At 39.6% G+C, this 18,159-nt stretch carries 17 protein-coding genes, 1 pseudogene and 1 other annotated feature; of the genes and pseudogenes, 4 read left to right on the forward strand and 14 right to left on the reverse strand.

The annotated features are described in order from the left end of the window. Nucleotides 1-521, reverse strand: a pseudogene (locus RG571_RS09535) (hypothetical protein); the annotation flags it as partial. Between the two features lie 125 nt (nucleotides 522-646). Between RG571_RS09535 and RG571_RS09540 the strand changes: the two are divergent. Then, entirely contained in the window at nucleotides 647-1,312 is a 666-nt protein-coding gene (locus RG571_RS09540; RefSeq protein WP_010726082.1) for a helix-turn-helix domain-containing protein, read from the forward strand. Nucleotides 1,313-2,379: 1,067 nt separating this feature from the next. Here the strand turns inward: RG571_RS09540 and sufB are convergent. The 12 genes from sufB to RG571_RS09600 form a co-directional block, all read right to left on the reverse strand. After that, nucleotides 2,380-3,771 carry a Fe-S cluster assembly protein SufB gene (gene sufB, locus RG571_RS09545; RefSeq protein ID WP_002287686.1) on the reverse strand — a complete coding sequence of 464 codons (1,392 nt, stop codon included), beginning with the start codon at nucleotides 3,769-3,771 and terminating at the stop codon, nucleotides 2,380-2,382. Nucleotides 3,772-3,775: 4 nt separating this feature from the next. Continuing rightward, on the reverse strand, nucleotides 3,776-4,246 hold the full coding sequence (sufU, locus tag RG571_RS09550) for a Fe-S cluster assembly sulfur transfer protein SufU (RefSeq protein ID WP_002287684.1): 471 nt from the start codon (nucleotides 4,244-4,246) through the stop codon (nucleotides 3,776-3,778). Then, nucleotides 4,233-5,468, reverse strand: a complete 1,236-nt coding sequence (locus tag RG571_RS09555) for a cysteine desulfurase (RefSeq protein ID WP_308947659.1) — start codon at nucleotides 5,466-5,468, stop codon at nucleotides 4,233-4,235. Before RG571_RS09555 ends, sufU begins: the two co-directional genes overlap by 14 nt. Further along, complete coding sequence (gene sufD / locus RG571_RS09560; protein WP_002287681.1) at nucleotides 5,465-6,751, reverse strand: Fe-S cluster assembly protein SufD; 1,287 nt, start codon at nucleotides 6,749-6,751, stop codon at nucleotides 5,465-5,467. The genes RG571_RS09555 and sufD overlap by 4 nt, the downstream gene beginning before the upstream one ends. Nucleotides 6,752-6,763: 12 nt before the next feature. Further along, a complete protein-coding gene (sufC, locus tag RG571_RS09565) occupies nucleotides 6,764-7,537 on the reverse strand; it encodes a Fe-S cluster assembly ATPase SufC (protein WP_002287679.1) in 774 nt (257 codons plus the stop codon). 196 nt (nucleotides 7,538-7,733) lie between these two features. Further along, nucleotides 7,734-8,582, reverse strand: a complete 849-nt coding sequence (locus tag RG571_RS09570; protein WP_002287678.1) for a MetQ/NlpA family ABC transporter substrate-binding protein — start codon at nucleotides 8,580-8,582, stop codon at nucleotides 7,734-7,736. Nucleotides 8,583-8,605: 23 nt separating this feature from the next. Next, a complete protein-coding gene (locus RG571_RS09575) occupies nucleotides 8,606-9,292 on the reverse strand; it encodes a methionine ABC transporter permease (protein WP_002287674.1) in 687 nt (228 codons plus the stop codon). Beyond that, nucleotides 9,285-10,319 (reverse strand): methionine ABC transporter ATP-binding protein, encoded by a 1,035-nt coding sequence (locus tag RG571_RS09580; RefSeq protein ID WP_002339102.1) that lies wholly within the window; start codon nucleotides 10,317-10,319, stop codon nucleotides 9,285-9,287. The genes RG571_RS09575 and RG571_RS09580 overlap by 8 nt, the downstream gene beginning before the upstream one ends. A gap of 62 nt (nucleotides 10,320-10,381) precedes the next feature. Further along, nucleotides 10,382-10,638: a binding site (T-box leader), on the reverse strand. Nucleotides 10,639-10,713: 75 nt separating this feature from the next. Continuing rightward, entirely contained in the window at nucleotides 10,714-11,052 is a 339-nt protein-coding gene (locus RG571_RS09585) for a glycine cleavage system protein H (protein WP_002291179.1), read from the reverse strand. A 1-nt stretch (nucleotide 11,053) separates the two neighbouring features. Then, entirely contained in the window at nucleotides 11,054-11,410 is a 357-nt protein-coding gene (locus tag RG571_RS09590; RefSeq protein ID WP_002325873.1) for an arsenate reductase family protein, read from the reverse strand. 5 nt (nucleotides 11,411-11,415) lie between these two features. Continuing rightward, nucleotides 11,416-12,603, reverse strand: a complete 1,188-nt coding sequence (locus RG571_RS09595) for an FtsW/RodA/SpoVE family cell cycle protein (RefSeq protein ID WP_002339103.1) — start codon at nucleotides 12,601-12,603, stop codon at nucleotides 11,416-11,418. A 190-nt stretch (nucleotides 12,604-12,793) separates the two neighbouring features. Beyond that, on the reverse strand, nucleotides 12,794-13,639 hold the full coding sequence (locus RG571_RS09600) for a LysR family transcriptional regulator (protein ID WP_002291186.1): 846 nt from the start codon (nucleotides 13,637-13,639) through the stop codon (nucleotides 12,794-12,796). 233 nt (nucleotides 13,640-13,872) lie between these two features. Between RG571_RS09600 and RG571_RS09605 the strand changes: the two genes are divergently transcribed. Beyond that, nucleotides 13,873-14,838, forward strand: a complete 966-nt coding sequence (locus RG571_RS09605; RefSeq protein ID WP_131774589.1) for a TDT family transporter — start codon at nucleotides 13,873-13,875, stop codon at nucleotides 14,836-14,838. A 499-nt stretch (nucleotides 14,839-15,337) separates the two neighbouring features. Beyond that, nucleotides 15,338-16,381 carry a YeiH family protein gene (locus RG571_RS09610; protein ID WP_002289776.1) on the forward strand — a complete coding sequence of 348 codons (1,044 nt, stop codon included), beginning with the start codon at nucleotides 15,338-15,340 and terminating at the stop codon, nucleotides 16,379-16,381. A 61-nt stretch (nucleotides 16,382-16,442) separates the two neighbouring features. On the opposite strand, the gene RG571_RS09615 is transcribed toward RG571_RS09610, so the two are convergent. After that, nucleotides 16,443-16,907 carry a methylated-DNA--[protein]-cysteine S-methyltransferase gene (locus RG571_RS09615; RefSeq protein WP_002298278.1) on the reverse strand — a complete coding sequence of 155 codons (465 nt, stop codon included), beginning with the start codon at nucleotides 16,905-16,907 and terminating at the stop codon, nucleotides 16,443-16,445. A 245-nt stretch (nucleotides 16,908-17,152) separates the two neighbouring features. On the opposite strand from RG571_RS09615, the gene RG571_RS09620 reads away from it, so the two are divergent. Further along, complete coding sequence (locus tag RG571_RS09620; RefSeq protein WP_002289773.1) at nucleotides 17,153-18,100, forward strand: glycosyltransferase family 2 protein; 948 nt, start codon at nucleotides 17,153-17,155, stop codon at nucleotides 18,098-18,100. Nucleotides 18,101-18,159: the final 59 nt, after the last annotated feature.

The raw sequence follows: 18,159 nt of genomic DNA on the forward strand, positions 1-18,159 counted from the left end.
AGTGGCATAATCAGTGTGAAATGCTTGATTGAATCGTTCCACAAATAGTGAAATGAACCGTTCATAGGCTTCTTTTTCTCTCGTCATCAAGAAAAATTCACCTTCAAAATCTTTTATTTTGATCGATTCTTCAATGGACGTTACGCGAAAGGAGGTATTAGAATAGGTACCTTCTCGTGAGAAGATTTGACATCCCCTTGATAATACAATGTCATTTCAAGCTTTGGCTGTATCTTGAAGTTCCAAGATGTATCTACTTCATTGGATTCATTTACTGTTTTTTTCATATAAGAAAGCTCAGTTTCTGATGAGACATTTTCAAATACCATGATTAGCTGCTCATATTCTTCTTGCCCAATAAAATGTTGTGGCAATCGAATCGGAGTATAAGTATCTGTTTGATGGAAAAATTCATTTGTCCGATAGAGTACCTGTTTATTTATACTAACCAAGGCAAAACCACTCATGATACCGGTCACTATGATTGTGAGTAAAACTGTGAACTTTTTTTTGATTATCACCACTCTCCCTTACTTAAATGATTCTTTGATAAAATCATACCGTTTTTCATCAAAAAAACGTATCTATCAAGTATATAGGTCATGTAGAATAAATCTATATACTGTAGAATCGAAAGGAGAAGAAGATGAACATCGGAGAAAAAATACGAACTTACCGCAGAAATTGTAAGCTTACGCAAAAAGAATTAGGCGAAAAAATTGGTGTTTCCGATAAAACGATTTCTAGTTGGGAAAATTCTCGTACAATGCCAGACCTTGAAATGCTGTCACTTTTACATCAGACTTTAGGTCTGCCGATTGATTTTCCTTCTATTGAATCAGCTACCGAATCAATAGAACCAACATTGCCAGACGAACCTCTTGTTATCAAGAAATCTTATTCATCAAAACAACCCTTCTCACTCAAAAAGACACTATCTTTCTTTCTGCTCGTCTTTTGTTTGGTCTATCTTTTTCTTATCAATTATCAATACAAAAATGAAACGATTGATCGATTCAATCCTTTTTTGAAACCACAAATCGGCTATACCACACTCCCTGTAGGATACGTGGACAATTCCATCGAACATTGGGTATGTAATGATATCTTTGGCCATGGTACATGGCTGTCTTTTCACGCTGGAGAGGTAGAAAAAGAGAAAAACCATGCTGTAATCAAACACAAAGGAAAACACGTCATGAACGTTCGCCTGCTCACTTGGGAAGCCATTCCCTCAGATTACCAAGAAATTCTCAGCAAAGACTATGACGATGCCTTAAAAAGAAGCCCTCAGGAGCCAGATAGGCATTAAGTAGGAGATGAACGTAGAGATAGAAAAAATCAATGCACATGATCTTATCCAAAAAACAGGGGTACAAATTAATTGAAAAAGCCTTGAGATGAAAGTTCCTAAATAAAAAAGTTCAGAATGATAGGTATTTCTGGCTTATAGTATAATATTTACGCCACAGCCTCCCAATGATTCTTTTTGGAATCATAATCAAGGATGGACATTCACAAAAATATTTTGCTCATTCGATCCGAATAGATTAACGACCAATCTAGTAAGTAATATAGATTGGTACGTAGTCAAGCTGCACATAATTTAGATCAATTTTAGTTCTTTTTTATATTTCTATGATCTGCTCATTTACTTTTATATGATGGCTTACAGTAACATAAATAAATATGATAATCGCTGGTAGTTTATCCAAGAGTACTCAATAAAATACAAAATGGATTGTTCAAGCGCCTATCATAATGATAAAATGAAACAAATAAACGATACAAGGAGGAAGAGACTTTGAGTAATGGCAAAAAAATTTTTTCATTGTAAAAATTGTTCAGTTGTTAATCTATGGGATTTCGGTAGCATGGGCATTTTTTATAGAGGAATCACACCAAACTGGCCATTTTATCTCTTGTTAGTGGGAATATTAGTAGGAAATTTTGCCCCTCTTCACTATCGTACCAACTTTTTTTCAACTGATTCTGGCCTTTTTCTTAAAACAAAGACGCGAAAATTAGAAAACATTATTGAAATGACAATTACCTGTATAATCATTTTCTTAGTTATATTCCTAAACGTCTTCTAATAAGAATCTCTTAAAATTAGCTTGTTACAGTTAGTTACCTAGTTTATATAACACAGTTATCTTATCTTCCTTATCAACATCTTTTGCCAACTCTTTGTCTTAAATTCGAAACATATAAGCAGAGCTACGAACACCAAGACTGTTTCGGCTCTGTTTTTTGCATCAAATTCACTCTTATATAGCTGATAATCTTGGCTCTTTAAAAGAAATTATTTTCGCTTCATTTTATTATAAAAAGGCTAGGAACCTGATAACATCAAGGTTCCTAGCCTTTATTTAAGTATTACCCCACAGACCCTTCCATCTCATAACTGATCAATCGGTTGAGTTCGACTGCATATTCCATTGGAAGTTCTTTGGTGAATGGTTCAACAAAGCCCATGACGATCATTTCAGTTGCTTCAGATTCGGTCAGGCCTCGGCTCATCAGATAGTAGAGTTGTTCTTCTGAGATTTTTGAGACTTTGGCTTCGTGTTCTAAAGAGACTTGGCTGTTGTGGATCTCATTGAATGGGATCGTATCGGATTTCGACCATTCGTCCATAATGATTGTGTCACATTCGATATGAGAGATCGAACCCGCACTGTTTTTGGCGAAGGTTACTTGTCCTCGATAGTTTACTTCTCCGCCGTCTTTTGAGATTGATTTAGAGACGATAGAGCTAGATGTATTTGGTGCATTGTGGATCATTTTTGCACCCGTATCTTGGATTTGGTTTGCTCCTGCAAAGGCGATGGAGAGCATGGTGCCTCGTGCACCTTTTCCATCTAAGTAAACACTTGGGTATTTCATCGTTGTTTTTGCACCTAGGTTTCCGTCTATCCATTCAACGGTTGCGCCTTCGTATGCTTTTGCTCGTTTGGTTACTAAGTTGTACACATTGTCTGACCAGTTTTGGATCGTTGTGTAACGGCAATACGCATCTTTTCTTGTAAAGATTTCTACGATGGCGGCATGCAGGCTGTTACTTGAATAAGTAGGTGCCGTACAACCTTCGACATAGTGGATGCTTGCTCCTTCGTCAACGATGATCAGCGTACGTTCGAATTGCCCCGTGTTTTCCGCATTGATCCGGAAGTAAGTTTGTAATGGAACATCGACTTTGACACCTTTTGGCACGTAAATAAAGGTGCCACCTGACCATACGGCTGAATTCAGCGCTGCTAATTTGTTGTCAGTTGGCGGTACAAGTTTTGAAAAGTACTCTTTGAATAATTCAGGGTATTCTTTCAAAGCAGAGTCAGTGTCAGTAAAGACGATCCCTAACTTTTCGAATTCATCTTTCATATTATGGTACACGACTTCTGATTCATATTGTGCGGAAGCACCGGCTAGATAAGCTCGTTCTGCTTCTGGGATACCAATCTTTTCAAATGTATCTTTGATTTTTTCTGGTACGTCTTCCCAGTCACGAGCGGGTTTGTCACTTGGTTTTTGGTAATATTTGATGGCATCGAAATCGATGTCTGAAAGGTCGGGGCCCCATGTTTGCATTGGCATTTTGTTAAATGTTTCTAGAGATTTCAGACGGAATTCAAGCATCCATTCTGGTTCGCCTTTGATTCTTGACATCTCACGGATCACTTCTTCTGTCAAGCCTTCTCCTGTACTGAAAACCGGTTCGACATCATCGTGAAACCCGAATTTATATTCTTCTAATTCTGGTACGCCCATGTTCTCACTCCTCTTCCTTGTGGTAATGATGGAAAGCTGCGGTACCATCGTTTTCCATTGCTTTTCCTAGTGCTTTCCAGGCAAGTGTCGCACATTTGATCCGAGCTGGAAATTTAGCTACACCACCAAGCATAGCAGCATCGCCTAATTGGTCGGGATCTTTGACTTCTTTTCCTTGGACAAGCTGTAGAAAGTCTACAGTTAAATGTTCTGCTTCTTCTATTGATTTTCCGATGACGGCGTCTGTCATCATCGAGGCACTTGCCGTACTGATGGAGCAGCCACTGCCGTCAAAGGCGATATTTTTGATGATTCCGTCTTTTACATCGACTTGCAATTCGATCACATCTCCACATGTGGGGTTGTTCAATTCGATCTTACTTGTCGAGTCAGTCAAGCTTCCACGATGATGCGGATGGGAAGAATGATCCAAGATCACTTGACGGTATAAATTGTCTAATTTAGATAGTCCCATGTTGGAAAAACTCCTTTGTTGCCATGATTGCTTCAACTAAACGGTCGGCGTCTTGCGTTGTGTTGTAGAAATAAAAGCTCGCGCGAGCAGTCGCTGATACTTCAAGGTACTTCAATAGCGGTTGCGCACAATGATGACCTGCTCTGACGGCTACCCCTTCTATGTCTAAAGCTGTCGCGACATCATGGGGATGTAACCCATCCAAATTGAATGCAACGACTCCTGTCCGAAAATTCGGGTCTTGTGGACCATAAACAGTCAATCCATCAATTGCTTGTAATTTTGGCAACACATAAGCGGCTAGTTCTTCTTCATATCGATGGATATTGTCCATGCCGAGTTCTTGCAAATAATCGATTGCATGGCCTAATGCGATAGCACCGGCGATATTTGGTGTCCCTGCTTCGAATTTCCAAGGTAGTTCTTTCCATGTACTGTCGTATAATTCGACAAAATCGATCATTTCGCCACCAAATTCAACAGGTTCCATTTCTTCTAACCATTTTCTTTTACCATATAAAGCACCAATACCTGTTGGTCCGCACATTTTGTGTCCGCTGAAAGCAAAGAAATCACAGTCTAGTGCTTGGACATCAATGGCCATGTGCGGGGCAGATTGAGCACCATCTACTACGATGACCCCGCCGTTTTCATGGACAAGTTCAGCTAATTCTTGAACAGGATTGATGACACCTAAGACATTGGATACATGAGCAATGGAGACGATTTTGGTTTTGTCCGTAATCTTTTTCGCTGCATCCTCCATATCCAGGAAGCCTTCTTCTGTTAGTTCGATATATTTCAAGACAGCACCTGTTCGTTTTGCCAACTGCTGCCACGGGATAACATTAGAATGATGTTCCATGTAAGAGAGCACTATCTCGTCTCCTGCTTTGATATAGCGGTCGCCGAAGCTTCTGGCTACCCAATTCAAGCTTGTCGTCGTACCACGAGTAAACAGCACTTCTGCTGTTTCTTTTGCATGGATGAACGCCCGTACTTTTTCTCTTGCTTGTTCATAATCATGGGTCGCGCGTTCTGCTAACGTATGGACACCGCGATGAACATTGGCGTTATCGTGTTCGTAATAGTGCGCTAATGCCTGGAGTACTTGTTTTGGCTTTTGGGTCGTCGCTGCATTATCCAGATAAACTAAAGGTTCATCATTGACGTCTTGAAATAAGATAGGAAAATCATTGCGTAGCTTTTTAGCATCGATCATCCATTCAACTTCCCTTCGATTACTTCGACTAATTCTTTCCGAACTTGTTCTACAGGGATTGCTGTTAAGACAGAACCGAGGAATCCTCGAATCACTAAGCGCTCTGCTTCTTCTTTATGCAATCCTCGACTCATCAGATAGTACATTTCTTCTGGATCAACTCGTCCTACACTGGCAGCATGTCCAGCAGTTACTTCGTTTTCATCGATCAAAAGAATAGGATTCGCATCACCACGTGCTTTATCAGAAAGCATCAAGACACGACTTTCTTGTTGGGCATCTGCACCTTTTGCCCCTTTCAAGATGTGGCCGATACCATTAAAGGTCAATGTTCCTTTTTCTCGGATCACTCCGTGTTGCAAAATATGCCCGATCGTATGAGGGGCTTTATTGGTTACTCGCGTATCGATTCCTTGGATTTGTCTGCCCGAGCTGATTGCCACGATTTTGACTTCTGCGTGTGCACCTTCTCCTGCTAAATCTGAGTCAAAGTCAGCGATCACATGACCGTCATTCATGACACCAATTGCCCAGTCGACAGAAGCATCTCGTAAAATGTGCCCACGGCGATTCATATAAGAAGTAATATTTTCTCCTAATTGATCTACGGCTGAATATTTGATTTTTGAACCAGCTTTAGCGATGACTTCCACGATGATATTACCTGATGATTTTGCTACTTGTTCTTTGGTTGTCTGGAAACGTTCCAGATAAGAAAATTCACTATGTTCATCTGCCACGATCAACACATGCTTGAAGAAGTGCTCATCGGATGCGCCATCTTGAATGAATAAGGACTCGAGTGGTTCATCGATCACGACATTTTTAGGCACATACAGGAAAATACCGCTGTTCATAAAAGCTACATGGAGTGCAGTCAATTGGTCTTCGTTCATGTTTACTGCTTTTTTCATATAATATTCTTGGACTAGTTCTGGATATTCGATCATTGCAGTGAACAAGTCGGTAAAAATGACTCCTTTTTCTGCTAATTCCACAGGCAGTTGTTCAAAAATCGTCCATGAACCTTGTTGGACAAGCACAGGATTGTCTTTCATTGCATCAAATGCCGGAATCGTGCCTGTTTCACTGATGGTTTGTGTTTCTTTCACATCAAATAACGACCAGCGATGGAATTTCACCCGATCGATATGCGGCAATGGCAGTTCATCTGCTTTCGCTAGTGCGTCTTGACGGAAGGTTCTCATCCAATCAGGTTCGCCTTTACTTAAAGAAAAATCATTTACCGCGTCAAGATAATCGAGCCAGTTTTTTTCTTTCATTCTTGCTCCCCCTTACGCTTCTTCTTCTTTATAGTCGATTCCTAATTCTTTACTGATACCAGCGTAGCCTTCTGCTTCCAGACGTTTAGCTAGGTCAGCATTCCCTGTCATGACTACTCGGCCTTCCATCATGATGTGAACGACATCAGGTGTGATATAGTTCAATAATCGTTGATAGTGGGTGATGATCAATGCACCGAAATTGTCTCCGCGCATTTCATTTACTCCTTTAGCAACGACTTTCAAAGCATCGATATCCAGACCTGAATCGATTTCGTCTAAAATTGCAAATGTTGGTTCTAACATCAACAATTGCAGGATCTCATTCCGTTTCTTTTCTCCGCCAGAAAAACCTTCGTTCAGATAACGTTCAGCCATTTCTTCTGGCATATTTAGTAAAGCCATTTTTTCATCTAACTTTTTCAAAAATGCCATAACAGAAATTTTGTCGTTTTCATCACGTTTCGCATTGATCGCTGCACGCATGAATTCCGCATTCGTGATACCTGGTATCTCACTTGGATATTGCATAGCTAAAAATAAGCCAAGTCGCGCACGTTCATCTACTTCCAAGTCTAAAACATTTTTCCCGTCAAACAAAATTTCGCCTTCTGTTACTTCATAGTTTGGATTGCCCATGATAGCGGCAGATAAGGTAGATTTTCCTGTGCCGTTAGGTCCCATGATGGCATGAATTTCTCCGGTTTTCATTGTTAGGTTTACGCCTTTAAGGATTTCTTTTTCCTCGATCGACACATGTAGATTTTTTATTTCTAAGACAGACATGCATTATACCCCCAAATTCTCTTTCGTTCTCACTCATTTTAGACTAATTGAGAATGAAGCGCAATGACCTTCCTTACTAAAATCAAATATCTTTTATTTATTATTAAACAATTTTGATTTCTAAATTAGAATAGGTATAAAAAAGATGAGAAATAAGCCATTACAGACTTATTTCTCATCTTTTTTGTTCCATACCTTATTTTGCATCAGCCTTTACTGGTTTAACAGAGCCGCCCCATTTGTCTGTGATCCATTCTTGGACTTCTTTGCGGTGAAGCACTTCAATCAGTTTTTTGATTTTGTCACTGTCTTCATCACCTTTACGAGTCGCAATAATATTCACGTAAGGAGAGTTGTCCTTTTCAAGCAATACGGCATCTTCTAATGGATTCAACCCTGCGCCGTAAGCGAAGTTTGCGTTGATTGCAACTAGGTCACCTTCATCATTTTGGTACGTAGAAGCTAAAAGTGATGGGTCGATCGTATGGTTGAACTTCAAGTTCTTAGGGTTTTCTTCAATATCATCGAATGTTGCTGTTTCCAGATCTACTCCATCTTTGACTTTGACTAAGCCAGCATCTTGTAGAATTGTGATGATGCGTCCCCAGTCTGATTCAGAATTTGAAGTAATGATTGTTGCACCATCTTTTAATTCGGAAACATCTTTGACTTTTTTAGAGTACAAGCCCATTGGTTCGATGTGGACAGCACCGGCATTGACAAAGTCATATCCTTTTTCTTTGATTTCTTTGTTCAAATAAGGAATATGCTGGAAGTAATTGGCATCAATGTCGCCTTCTTCCAAAGATTGGTTCGGTAATACATAGTCATCGAATTTGACGATTTCAAGATCGATTCCTTCATCTTTCAATAATGGTTTCACATGTTCCAAAATCTCTGCGTGCGGTGTCGGTGAAGCGCCGACTTTCAATGTCGTGTCGTCTGCTTTATTTGCTGAATCTTTGCTGTCGCTGTTGTTACCGCATGCTGCTAATCCTACAGTCAGCAAAAGCGCTGCTGCAAATCCAAAAATTTTCTTTTTCATATCCTACATCCCCCTATATCCTATTATCTTTTGTCTGTTTTCTTAGTTAAGAAATCACCGATTCCTTGAACGATAAATACGATTAGTAAAATAATTAAAGTCGCAACGAATGTCACTGTCAGATTACCACGCTGGTAGCCTTCCTGCCAAGCAAGACCTCCAAGTCCACCTGCGCCGATCGCGCCGGCCATCGCAGTAAATCCGATCATCGAGATCGTTGTAACTGTTAATCCAGAAATCAATGCGGGAATACTTTCAGGTATCAAGACCTTCCAGATGATTTCCCAGTAACTTGCTCCCATTGCATCTGCTGCTTCCAGTACACCAGGGCTGACTTCACGAAAAGCAATCTCTACTAGACGGGCATAAAATGGTGCTGCGGATAAAACAAGAGCTGGAATGGCTGCTTGCGCACCTAGCATAGTGCCTACGATTGCTTTAGTAAATGGAATGATCAAAACCATCAGGATCATAAATGGCGTTGACCGGAAAATATTACTGATGATCGATACGATTCCATAAATGATTCGAGCATACGGTTTGTTTTTGCGTCCAATAGAGTAAAGGATCAATCCCAAAACTAATCCGATGATCGTCACTAAGACCATTGAGATTAATGTCATATATAGTGTATCAAGGATAGCCTGATTCATCGTTTCCGGGTTGATTTGTTTAAAATCTAGATATGTTTCTGAAAAGCTTTTATCCACGATGGATCACCTCAATTCCTACTCCTTGTTCTTTGATGAACACTTCTGCTTGATCTAATTCTTTGGTTTCACCAGTCATCAAGACAGTCAATGAACCAAAGGAACCTTCTTTCACTTGTTTGATCTTTCCATACACAACGTTGACATCGATGTTATAGCGTCGAATCGCTTGGGAAATGACTGGCTCGTTGGCATTTCTTTCGCTAAAGGTCAAAGTTGCCAAACGGCCGCTTGGATTTTTTTTGATGAGTTCAGCTAATAGTTCTGTCGAATCAGCTTCTGGTTCGATGTCTTGTTGTACAAAGCGTTTGGTTACTTCTTTTTTCGGTTGTCTGAAGACAGTCAATACGTCTCCTTCTTCTACGACTTTCCCCAACTCCATCACAGCGACTTTGTTGCAGATTTTGCGGATCACATTCATTTCATGTGTGATCAAGACGATGGTCAAATTCAATTTCTTATTGATCGCTAACAATAAGTCTAATACTTCTTCTGTTGTTTGCGGGTCCAATGCGCTAGTAGCCTCATCACAAAGCAGGATCTCAGGATCATTTGCCAATGCTCGTGCGATACCGACGCGTTGTTTCTGTCCGCCAGAAAGTTGTGAAGGATATGCTTGTCCGCGTCCTTCTAACCCGACTAAACGCAACAGTTCTTCTGCCCGTTCTTTACGTTTGCTCTTTGGTACGCCAGCTAATTCCAGCGGCAGCTGGATATTTTCAAGTACAGTTCTTGACCATAACAGGTTGAAATGCTGGAAGATCATACCGATTTTCTTTCGGAATGTACGTAATTCTTTGTTTTTTAATTTTGTAATATCTTGATCGTTTACGATCACTTCGCCGCTCGTGGGAAGCTCAAGTCCATTCAGGAGACGGACTAATGTACTTTTTCCTGCGCCAGAATAGCCGACGATTCCATAAATATCCCCTTTTTCAACGTTTAGTGAAACGTCATTGACGGCTTGGATGTTTCCGTTTTTCCCATTGAATGTCTTTTTGACATTCGTTAGTTGGATTAATGACATGCCATTCACATCTTTCTCTTATGATTTTTCAAACAAAAAAGCCTTCGCCCTCTTGCCTTAAGCAAAAGGACGAAAGCTTGAACTTCCGTGTTACCACCTTGATTTACCGTTACTTCGCAATAACAGCCTCTTCCAGTACTTGGACTTAGCTTCTTTCCGTATACTGTCGCGCTGTAACGGGCACTCCCGTAGTAAGTTTGCTTACGCTCGCTTACTCTGCTCTAAGACCATCTTCCATCTCATTTTCGTTACCCATTTTCAGCAAACAGGGCTCTCTTCAAACGTCCGTGACATGTACTCTTCTTTTCAAAGCTTTCTCGTTTCATATAGGATTGCTTATGATTATAGCAACTGGAAGAATCAGTGTCAACTTTTTTCAAGTGATTTTCTGATTTTATAATTCGTCAAATTCTTTTGGATCAACATCTTTGAAACTTAAGATCCACGCATTCATTTCATCTGAATCATTCAAGATATTGATATCTTCACCGATTTTATCATTAACAGAAGAAACTGTACCCGTTAGCGGGCTGGCAAATTCATTGACCGCTTTTTCCGCTTCAACTTCGATCAGAGGTTCATCTTTTTTTAGCGATTGTCCTGCTTTTGGCAGATTGGCAAACGTGATGTCTCCAAGTTCTTCTTGCGCTTCATTTGTCAAACCAACACAGTATTCTTTTCCATTAAATAAGATCCAAAGGTTGTCCTTTTTCTTCAAATGCTTGCCTGCCATTTTATATCAGTTCTCCTTCATAAATTTTTTCATTGAATCCAATTGCAACAAGCTGGTCCTCTCGTACGATCAGCGGCCGCTTGATCAGCATGCCATCTGTCGATAAGACTTGGCTTGCTTTTGAAGTCGTAAACTCGCCTACTTGATCTTTCAGTCCAAGTTCCCGATATTTCATCCCGCTTGTGTTGAACAGGCGACGGATTGGTACTTGACTCGTTTCTAGCCAAGTCTCAATCGTTGAGGCCTTCGGTACTTCTTTGATCATATCAACAGTTTGATAACTAACGCCATGCTGGTCTAACCACGCTTTGGCTTTTTTGCATGTTGAACATTTCGGGTACCAGTAAAAGGTGTACAATTTTCTTACCTCCTTGAAGATCTTGCAGGTGCTTCATTTTGGTATCTCATCGATAATATCAACCCGATACCGATCATGTTCCCTAAAATCGAAGATCCTCCTTGGCTAATGAAAGGCAATGGGATCCCTGTTAAAGGAAGTAATCCGATATTTGCTCCAATATTCTCAAAGACATGGAACAGCAGCATCATGATCAAACCGCTTGCGATATAGGCGTAAAATTCATTATTCGTATCGAAACACACCCGAATCATACGATAGATTAAAATAAAATACAAGAAAATGACGAATGCACCACCGATAAAGCCGAAGTTTTCACCGATAACGGTAAAAATCATATCGGACTCACGAACAGGCACATAAATATTGCTTACGTTGAATCCTTTACCAAACAAGCCACCGGTACCAATTGCCAAAAGTCCTTGGGCCGGCTGATAACTCATTCCTGACGTATCATGGAAAGGGTCCAGCCATGAATCAATACGTGCAAACTGATAAGATTTGAAGCCAACTTTGTAAAGCAAGTCTCTTCCGCCTTCAGTCGTAACCAAGAAGATCGTTCCTGCTCCAACGACTACTGCCAAGATTACTACAGGTGCGATGATGCGCCAAGAGATTCCAGACATCAAGAAAATCCCGCCAAAGATCGCAAGAAAGACAAGCATCGTTCCAAAGTCATCTTGGGCCATGATCAATGCTAAAACCGGTATTGTCACGATCAAGAGCTTCCCAATCAGCCAAAAGTCCGATTTCATCGTCCGTTCTTTTACTTGCGTATTATGTTTAGTTACGATCAGTGCCATCATCAAGATGTACGCAATCTTCATCAACTCTGCTGGCTGGAAAGTAAACGCACCGAATCGAAACCAGTTTTTAGACCCTGTTGAAGCAGCTAAATTCTGATCATAGAATTTGAGCAAGAGTCCCATTACCACTAACCCCAAACCATAAAGGTAAGGAGTCAGTTTCCAGATCCATTTGGAATTCAAATGCATGATGACAACGATTGCTGCCGCTCCAACTAAATACCACACAACTTGCATCCCTACGCCTTTCAAGACTGCTGGATTGTTCGGATCATGGCTAAGTGCTACATATAATGAGAGCAGACCAATCAAACATAACAGAAAGACTGGTAAAATCACGCCATAATCAATACGATTATCGTTCGAACCTTTTAATTTTTTTTCCATGTTTCATCCCTTTTCTTAAAAACCATACTGCTGATTATTATAGCGGTCCAGTTAGATAATGGAAAGTCTTTCCATAGACATTTGGGAAAAATTAACTTTCCGTTTGTGCAGTTGCTTGAGCAAATGCAGTACAAAAGCCTACTGCTTATCTTTAGTGTATCATAGAACTTTTTTTGATACATGCAATTATCTACCAGCTGAGATTCTCCTCGCTGTGAGAAGTTTCTGTGCTTTCATTGTATCGAAGGATCTCTTCGGCAATCTCTAGCAGCTGATCAGAAACCAGATTGGTTCGTTGGATGAAATAAAAATACCGATGGAAATTCAACGGAGTCATTGGCACATTTTCTGGAACAGAGCGCTTAGACAAAATCGAGCGACCGATTCCTTCCTTCAGCAACGCAACAATTACATCGTTACTTTTCACGATCATCTTCTTATCTTGGATATTCATCTCTTCAAAATAACGCTGCGTGTAATGAAAAACACCAGAGTTTGCTTCTCTTACAAGCCACAATTTGCTTTTTGGGTCCCCAGCGATGACTAGCTGGTCTTCCATCAAAGAGTATCTTTGTACGCCGGAAGTCTCTAATGGCTTTTCGATAAAACCAAAATCGGATTCATGTTTCGCTACTTGTTCTAATGATTCATGAGAATTCGCGATTTCGATCTCAAAATGCACTTTAGGAAACCTTTTGATCAGATGTTTCATCAACTGAGGCAAAAGATAGACAGCAAAGGTGTGGGAAGCAACGATCCGACATACTTCTTCTTCATTTTGTTCATTGAGCAATTTTTGCTGAGTTTCTTCCCATTCTTCTAACAAAACCAGTGTCCGTTCATATAATAAGTCGGCTTGCTTAGTTGGAAGCATCTCTTTTCTTCCGTTACGTTGAAAAAGATCGATATTCAATTCCCGCTCCAACTGTTTGATTTGATTCGAGACTGCTGGTTGAGATAAAAACAGTACTTCTGCTGCTCTGGAAAAATTTCTTGTTTCATATACTGCTCGAAAAGTCGTTAATAACTTAAACATGGCACCACTTCCATAACTTTTTATGATAATTACTATAAAAACTATTTGATTTAAATATACAAAAAACCATCTATAATAGAAATGTACAACAAAACAGTTGCTGATCCAACTAGTAACTTAGATGAAGACAATCAGCTGTCTGCTTGCTCGTAATCATACATTCCTATTCATTTTACAATGTATTCGTTCATCTTGGTACTAAAATCTATTAAATAAAAAGGAGAATATTATATATGAAGAACTTTTTGAAAATTATTCCGATCCCGATCTGCGGGTTGATCCTTGGGTTAGCTTCCCTTGGAAATCTGTTTAAAGACTATCACCATGTTGCTTTAGGCAATCTAACTGGCGGTATCTCTATGATTCTTATGATATTCATTTTTGTTAAATTGTTTATCTTATTCGAACACACGAAACAAACGTTGCATGATCCAATCATCGCCTCCGTTTCACCAACTTTTACGATGTCACTCATGGTTATTTGTACTTATTTTGTTTCATATGAAAGTATTGCACCAATTGTCAAATTCATTTGGCTGTGCGCTGTTATCTTCCAAGTGATCCTTGTCTTTTATTTCAATTATCACCATGTTATCAAAGCTGATCTTTCAATTGAAGCAATTTATCCAAGCTGGTTTATCATTTACGTTGGATTTGGGGTCATCACTGTAACTGCCGGGAACTTCTTCCCGCTTATTGGAAAAATTTTCTTTTGGATTTCATTGATCTGCTATGCGTTCTTATTGCCGATCATCATCAAACGTGTCTTTTTCGTAAGAAATATGGCTCATCCGACACGTCCGCTGATTACGATCGTTGCAGCACCTGGTTCTCTTTGCCTAACAGGTTATCTTAAAAACTTTGCTGAACCTAATTTTTATCTTGTCGTAGCATTGTTCGCTTTATCTCAAGTATTGTATTTCGTTGTGCTGTCTATGCTTCCACGTTTGTTCAAGCTTCGTTTTTATCCAAGCTATGCAGCCTTTACATTCCCGCTTGTTATCTCTGCAACAGCTATATTTACTACTGTTCATTACTTCAACAGTTTAGGTATCTATAGTAGCGTATTGAATTTCTTAAAAGTTGCGGAATGTCTGTTTGCAAGTGTAGTTGTCTTCTACGTTCTTGCACATTACGTACGTTTCTTAATTAAAGAACATAGCAAACATGGAAAATTTGTTTCTAAAAAAATCGCTTAATAATCGATTCAATAGGTTGTGAAAAAGCTGTTCTGCATCAAGTAATAAGAACGGCCAAACAAAAACAGCTGTTCATGTTTTTGAATTGGTTGGACTTATTACCGCAGATGCAAGCTTTTGAACACCGTTTACCAAGAGGTCGTAGAAGAAGTGGTCAGCTTCAAGAAATAAGAAGGAATTTACGAAAATTGCTTCTCAAATTTTTGTGAAATTTCGGCTTATTTCCGAAGAAGCTACTTCTGGAACACCGTTTACCAAGAGGTCGTGAAAAAGCCGCTTAGTTTCGAGTATTAAGAAAAATTTTGTGAAAATGGCTTTCCACATTTTTGCATAAATTTGGCTTAATACCGAGAAACTGGCTTTTGAACACCGTTTATTCGAAACAAGAGGTCGTGACAAGACTTTTGTCACGACCTCTTGTTCTTTTGTCAAAATACTGGTTTAGTGCTACTATGTTCGAGTATGCTTTTAGTATTTATTGACGAAAGGAACCGATCAAATGAAATCATTGTCACATCCAATAAAATCTGTAAAGGATTCAGCGGTCCGCGAAATCTTACCCGGTTTACTGCTTTCTTTTGCCATCGCTGCCTTCAGCAGGCTTCTTGCTATTTATCTGCCACAGTTAGGTGGAGCGACTATTGCTATTTTATTGGGTATTTTATTAGGAAATACTTTTTTTAAACAGCCTGTTCTAGCAATCGGCACAAAATTTGCTGAAAGCAAACTATTAGAATTCTCTGTTTTTTTACTAGGTGCAACTGTCACAGCTCAAACGATTGCTCAAATTGGTGTAAAAGGAATTGTTTTTGTGTTACTGCAAATGTCAGTCACTATTATCGGTGCTTACTTGATTGGTAAAAAACTGCAATTCAGCGATACTTCTTCTTTGATGATGGCTGGAGGAAACGCTGTTTGTGGTTCTTCTGCTATTGCTTCGATCGCCCCTTCCATCCATGCGAAAGAGGAAGAAAAAGGACAGATCATCACACTAGTCAATCTACTGGGTACTGTGATGATGTTGACTCTCCCTTTTCTTGGATTACAGTTGTTTGGTGGAAATCTCATTGAAAAAAGTGCACTTTTGGGTGGTACACTCCAATCTGTTGGTCAAGTAGTCGCTGGGGCAAGCTTACTTGACAATTCTGTTGTCGAATTCGCCATGCTATTTAAGATTCTACGTATTATGATGCTCGTTGTTGTTGTCTATCTGTTTGAAAAATTCATGCACAAGAAACAACCAGCTCTGTTTGAAACGCCAACTGATACGCAGAAAAAACGAAAATTACCGCTTCCTTGGTATGTATTAGGGTTTGTGATCTTTTGTTTGGTCAACAGCTTGTTTTCTTTACCTGTAGTTATTGACCAATCGGCACATTTTATCAGCAGCTGGTTTGAAATCACTGCTTTAGCGGCAATTGGTCTGCGTTTAGACTTTGCAAAATTCATGAAAGAAGGTACACGCTTCTTATCTTATGGATTAGCTGTCGGGCTTCTCCAAACAGTGATGGCTTTACTATTTATTTGGCTGATCAAAGTTTAGAATGAACATGAAAAAACAGTTGTGATTCTCGCATGGAACAATGTCCGAATCACAACTGTTTTTAATTTTGCAGATATCCTTCTAACAACAACAATTGGCGTTTGATTTCAACCCCATCTATTGCGTTTCCCATATATCCTGTCAGTTTTCCATTTTGCCCGATCACTCGATGACAAGGAATAACGATTGGCAATGGATTGGTTCGATTTGCCTGCCCAATCGCTCGCACAGCTTTCGGACTATCAACAGCAACGGCTACTTCTTTATACGTTCGGATTTCTCCATAAGGAATGGTCGACAAAGCTTTCCAGACATTTTGCTGAAAAGGCGTACCTCTCTTTATAGATAAAGGAACATCAAATTCTTTTCTTTTTCCCGCAAAATATTCTTCAAACTGTTCTTGTGTGCGCGTTAAAATTTGCTGATTCGCTGATTCGCTTTCTGAAATTGGCTGAAAAGATACAGCAGTCAATCCGGATTCATCTGCATCTAACCATAAAAAGCCGATAGGTGTGTGTATTTTCATTTTGTTTGCTCCTAGTCAATAGACTGGAACTTCCTCCCTTTTCTCTATCCAAAACTACTTGCCAACTAATAAAAATTGTTCTTAAAAGTTTGATAAACCGAGGAAACATGGTAAACTAAATACGTTAGTTTACAAAAAGAATACCTGTTCTTTTACGTAAAATCAAATTTTAAAGGTGTTATTTAAGGTTTATTAAATTTTGAATGTAAACCATATATAAACATACGATTGAAAGGATAGAAACGATGAAAGTATCAATTGTTGTCCCATGTTTTAATGAAGAAAAAACTGTTCCTCTTTTTTTTGATGAGGTTGAAAAATTCAAAGGTGCCCATGAGTTCGAATATTTGTTTATTGACGACGGATCAAAAGACGGTACGTTAGCAGCAATCAAGAAGCTAGCCTCAGCTTATCCTTATGTCCGCTTTGTCTCATTTTCCAGAAATTTTGGGAAAGAAGCGGCTCTATACGCTGGATTGCAAGCTTCTACAGGTGATTTAGTGACCGTGATGGATGTTGATCTGCAAGATCCGCCCGAACTGCTTCCTGAGATGATCAACCGGATCACTACTTCTGATATCGATTGTGTCGGCACCCGGCGTTCGACTCGTGAAGGCGAGCCTGCGATACGCAGTTTCTTTGCGAAAAAATTCTACCAGTTGATCAATAAAATCAGCGATACAGAAATGGTCGATGGCGCTCGTGATTTCCGCTTGATGACTCGTCAAATGGTGGATGCCGTCCTAGAATTAACAGAATACAACCGATTTTCAAAAGGATTATTTAGCTGGGTCGGGTTTAAAACAGAATATATTTCTTATGAAAACCGCGAACGTGTGGCTGGCGAAACATCTTGGTCCTTCTGGAAATTATTCAACTACTCGATTGATGGTATCGTGAACTTCTCGGATGCACCGTTAACGATTGCTTCATTTATCGGCGCTTTGTCTTGTGTCGGTTCTGGTATTGCAATTTTGTTCATTATTTTGCGGGCATTGTTGTTTGGTGATCCTACATCAGGATGGCCTTCCATGGTCTCGATCTTCCTGTTCATTGGTGGAATCCAATTGCTATGTCTTGGAATCATCGGGAAATATATCGGGAAAATCTTCTTAGAAACGAAACAGCGTCCTGTTTATATCATAAGAGAAACAGAAAAAGTGAAGCCAAATGAATTGAAGCCTCACCAATAATATACGTCAAATGAAGTAAACATTTTTTTAAATGAAAAAGGACTGTGACAAAAGTCTTG

Source organism: Enterococcus sp. FR204 (genome assembly GCF_031143325.1).
Taxonomy (GTDB): Bacteria; Bacillota; Bacilli; order Lactobacillales; family Enterococcaceae; genus Enterococcus_B; species Enterococcus_B faecium.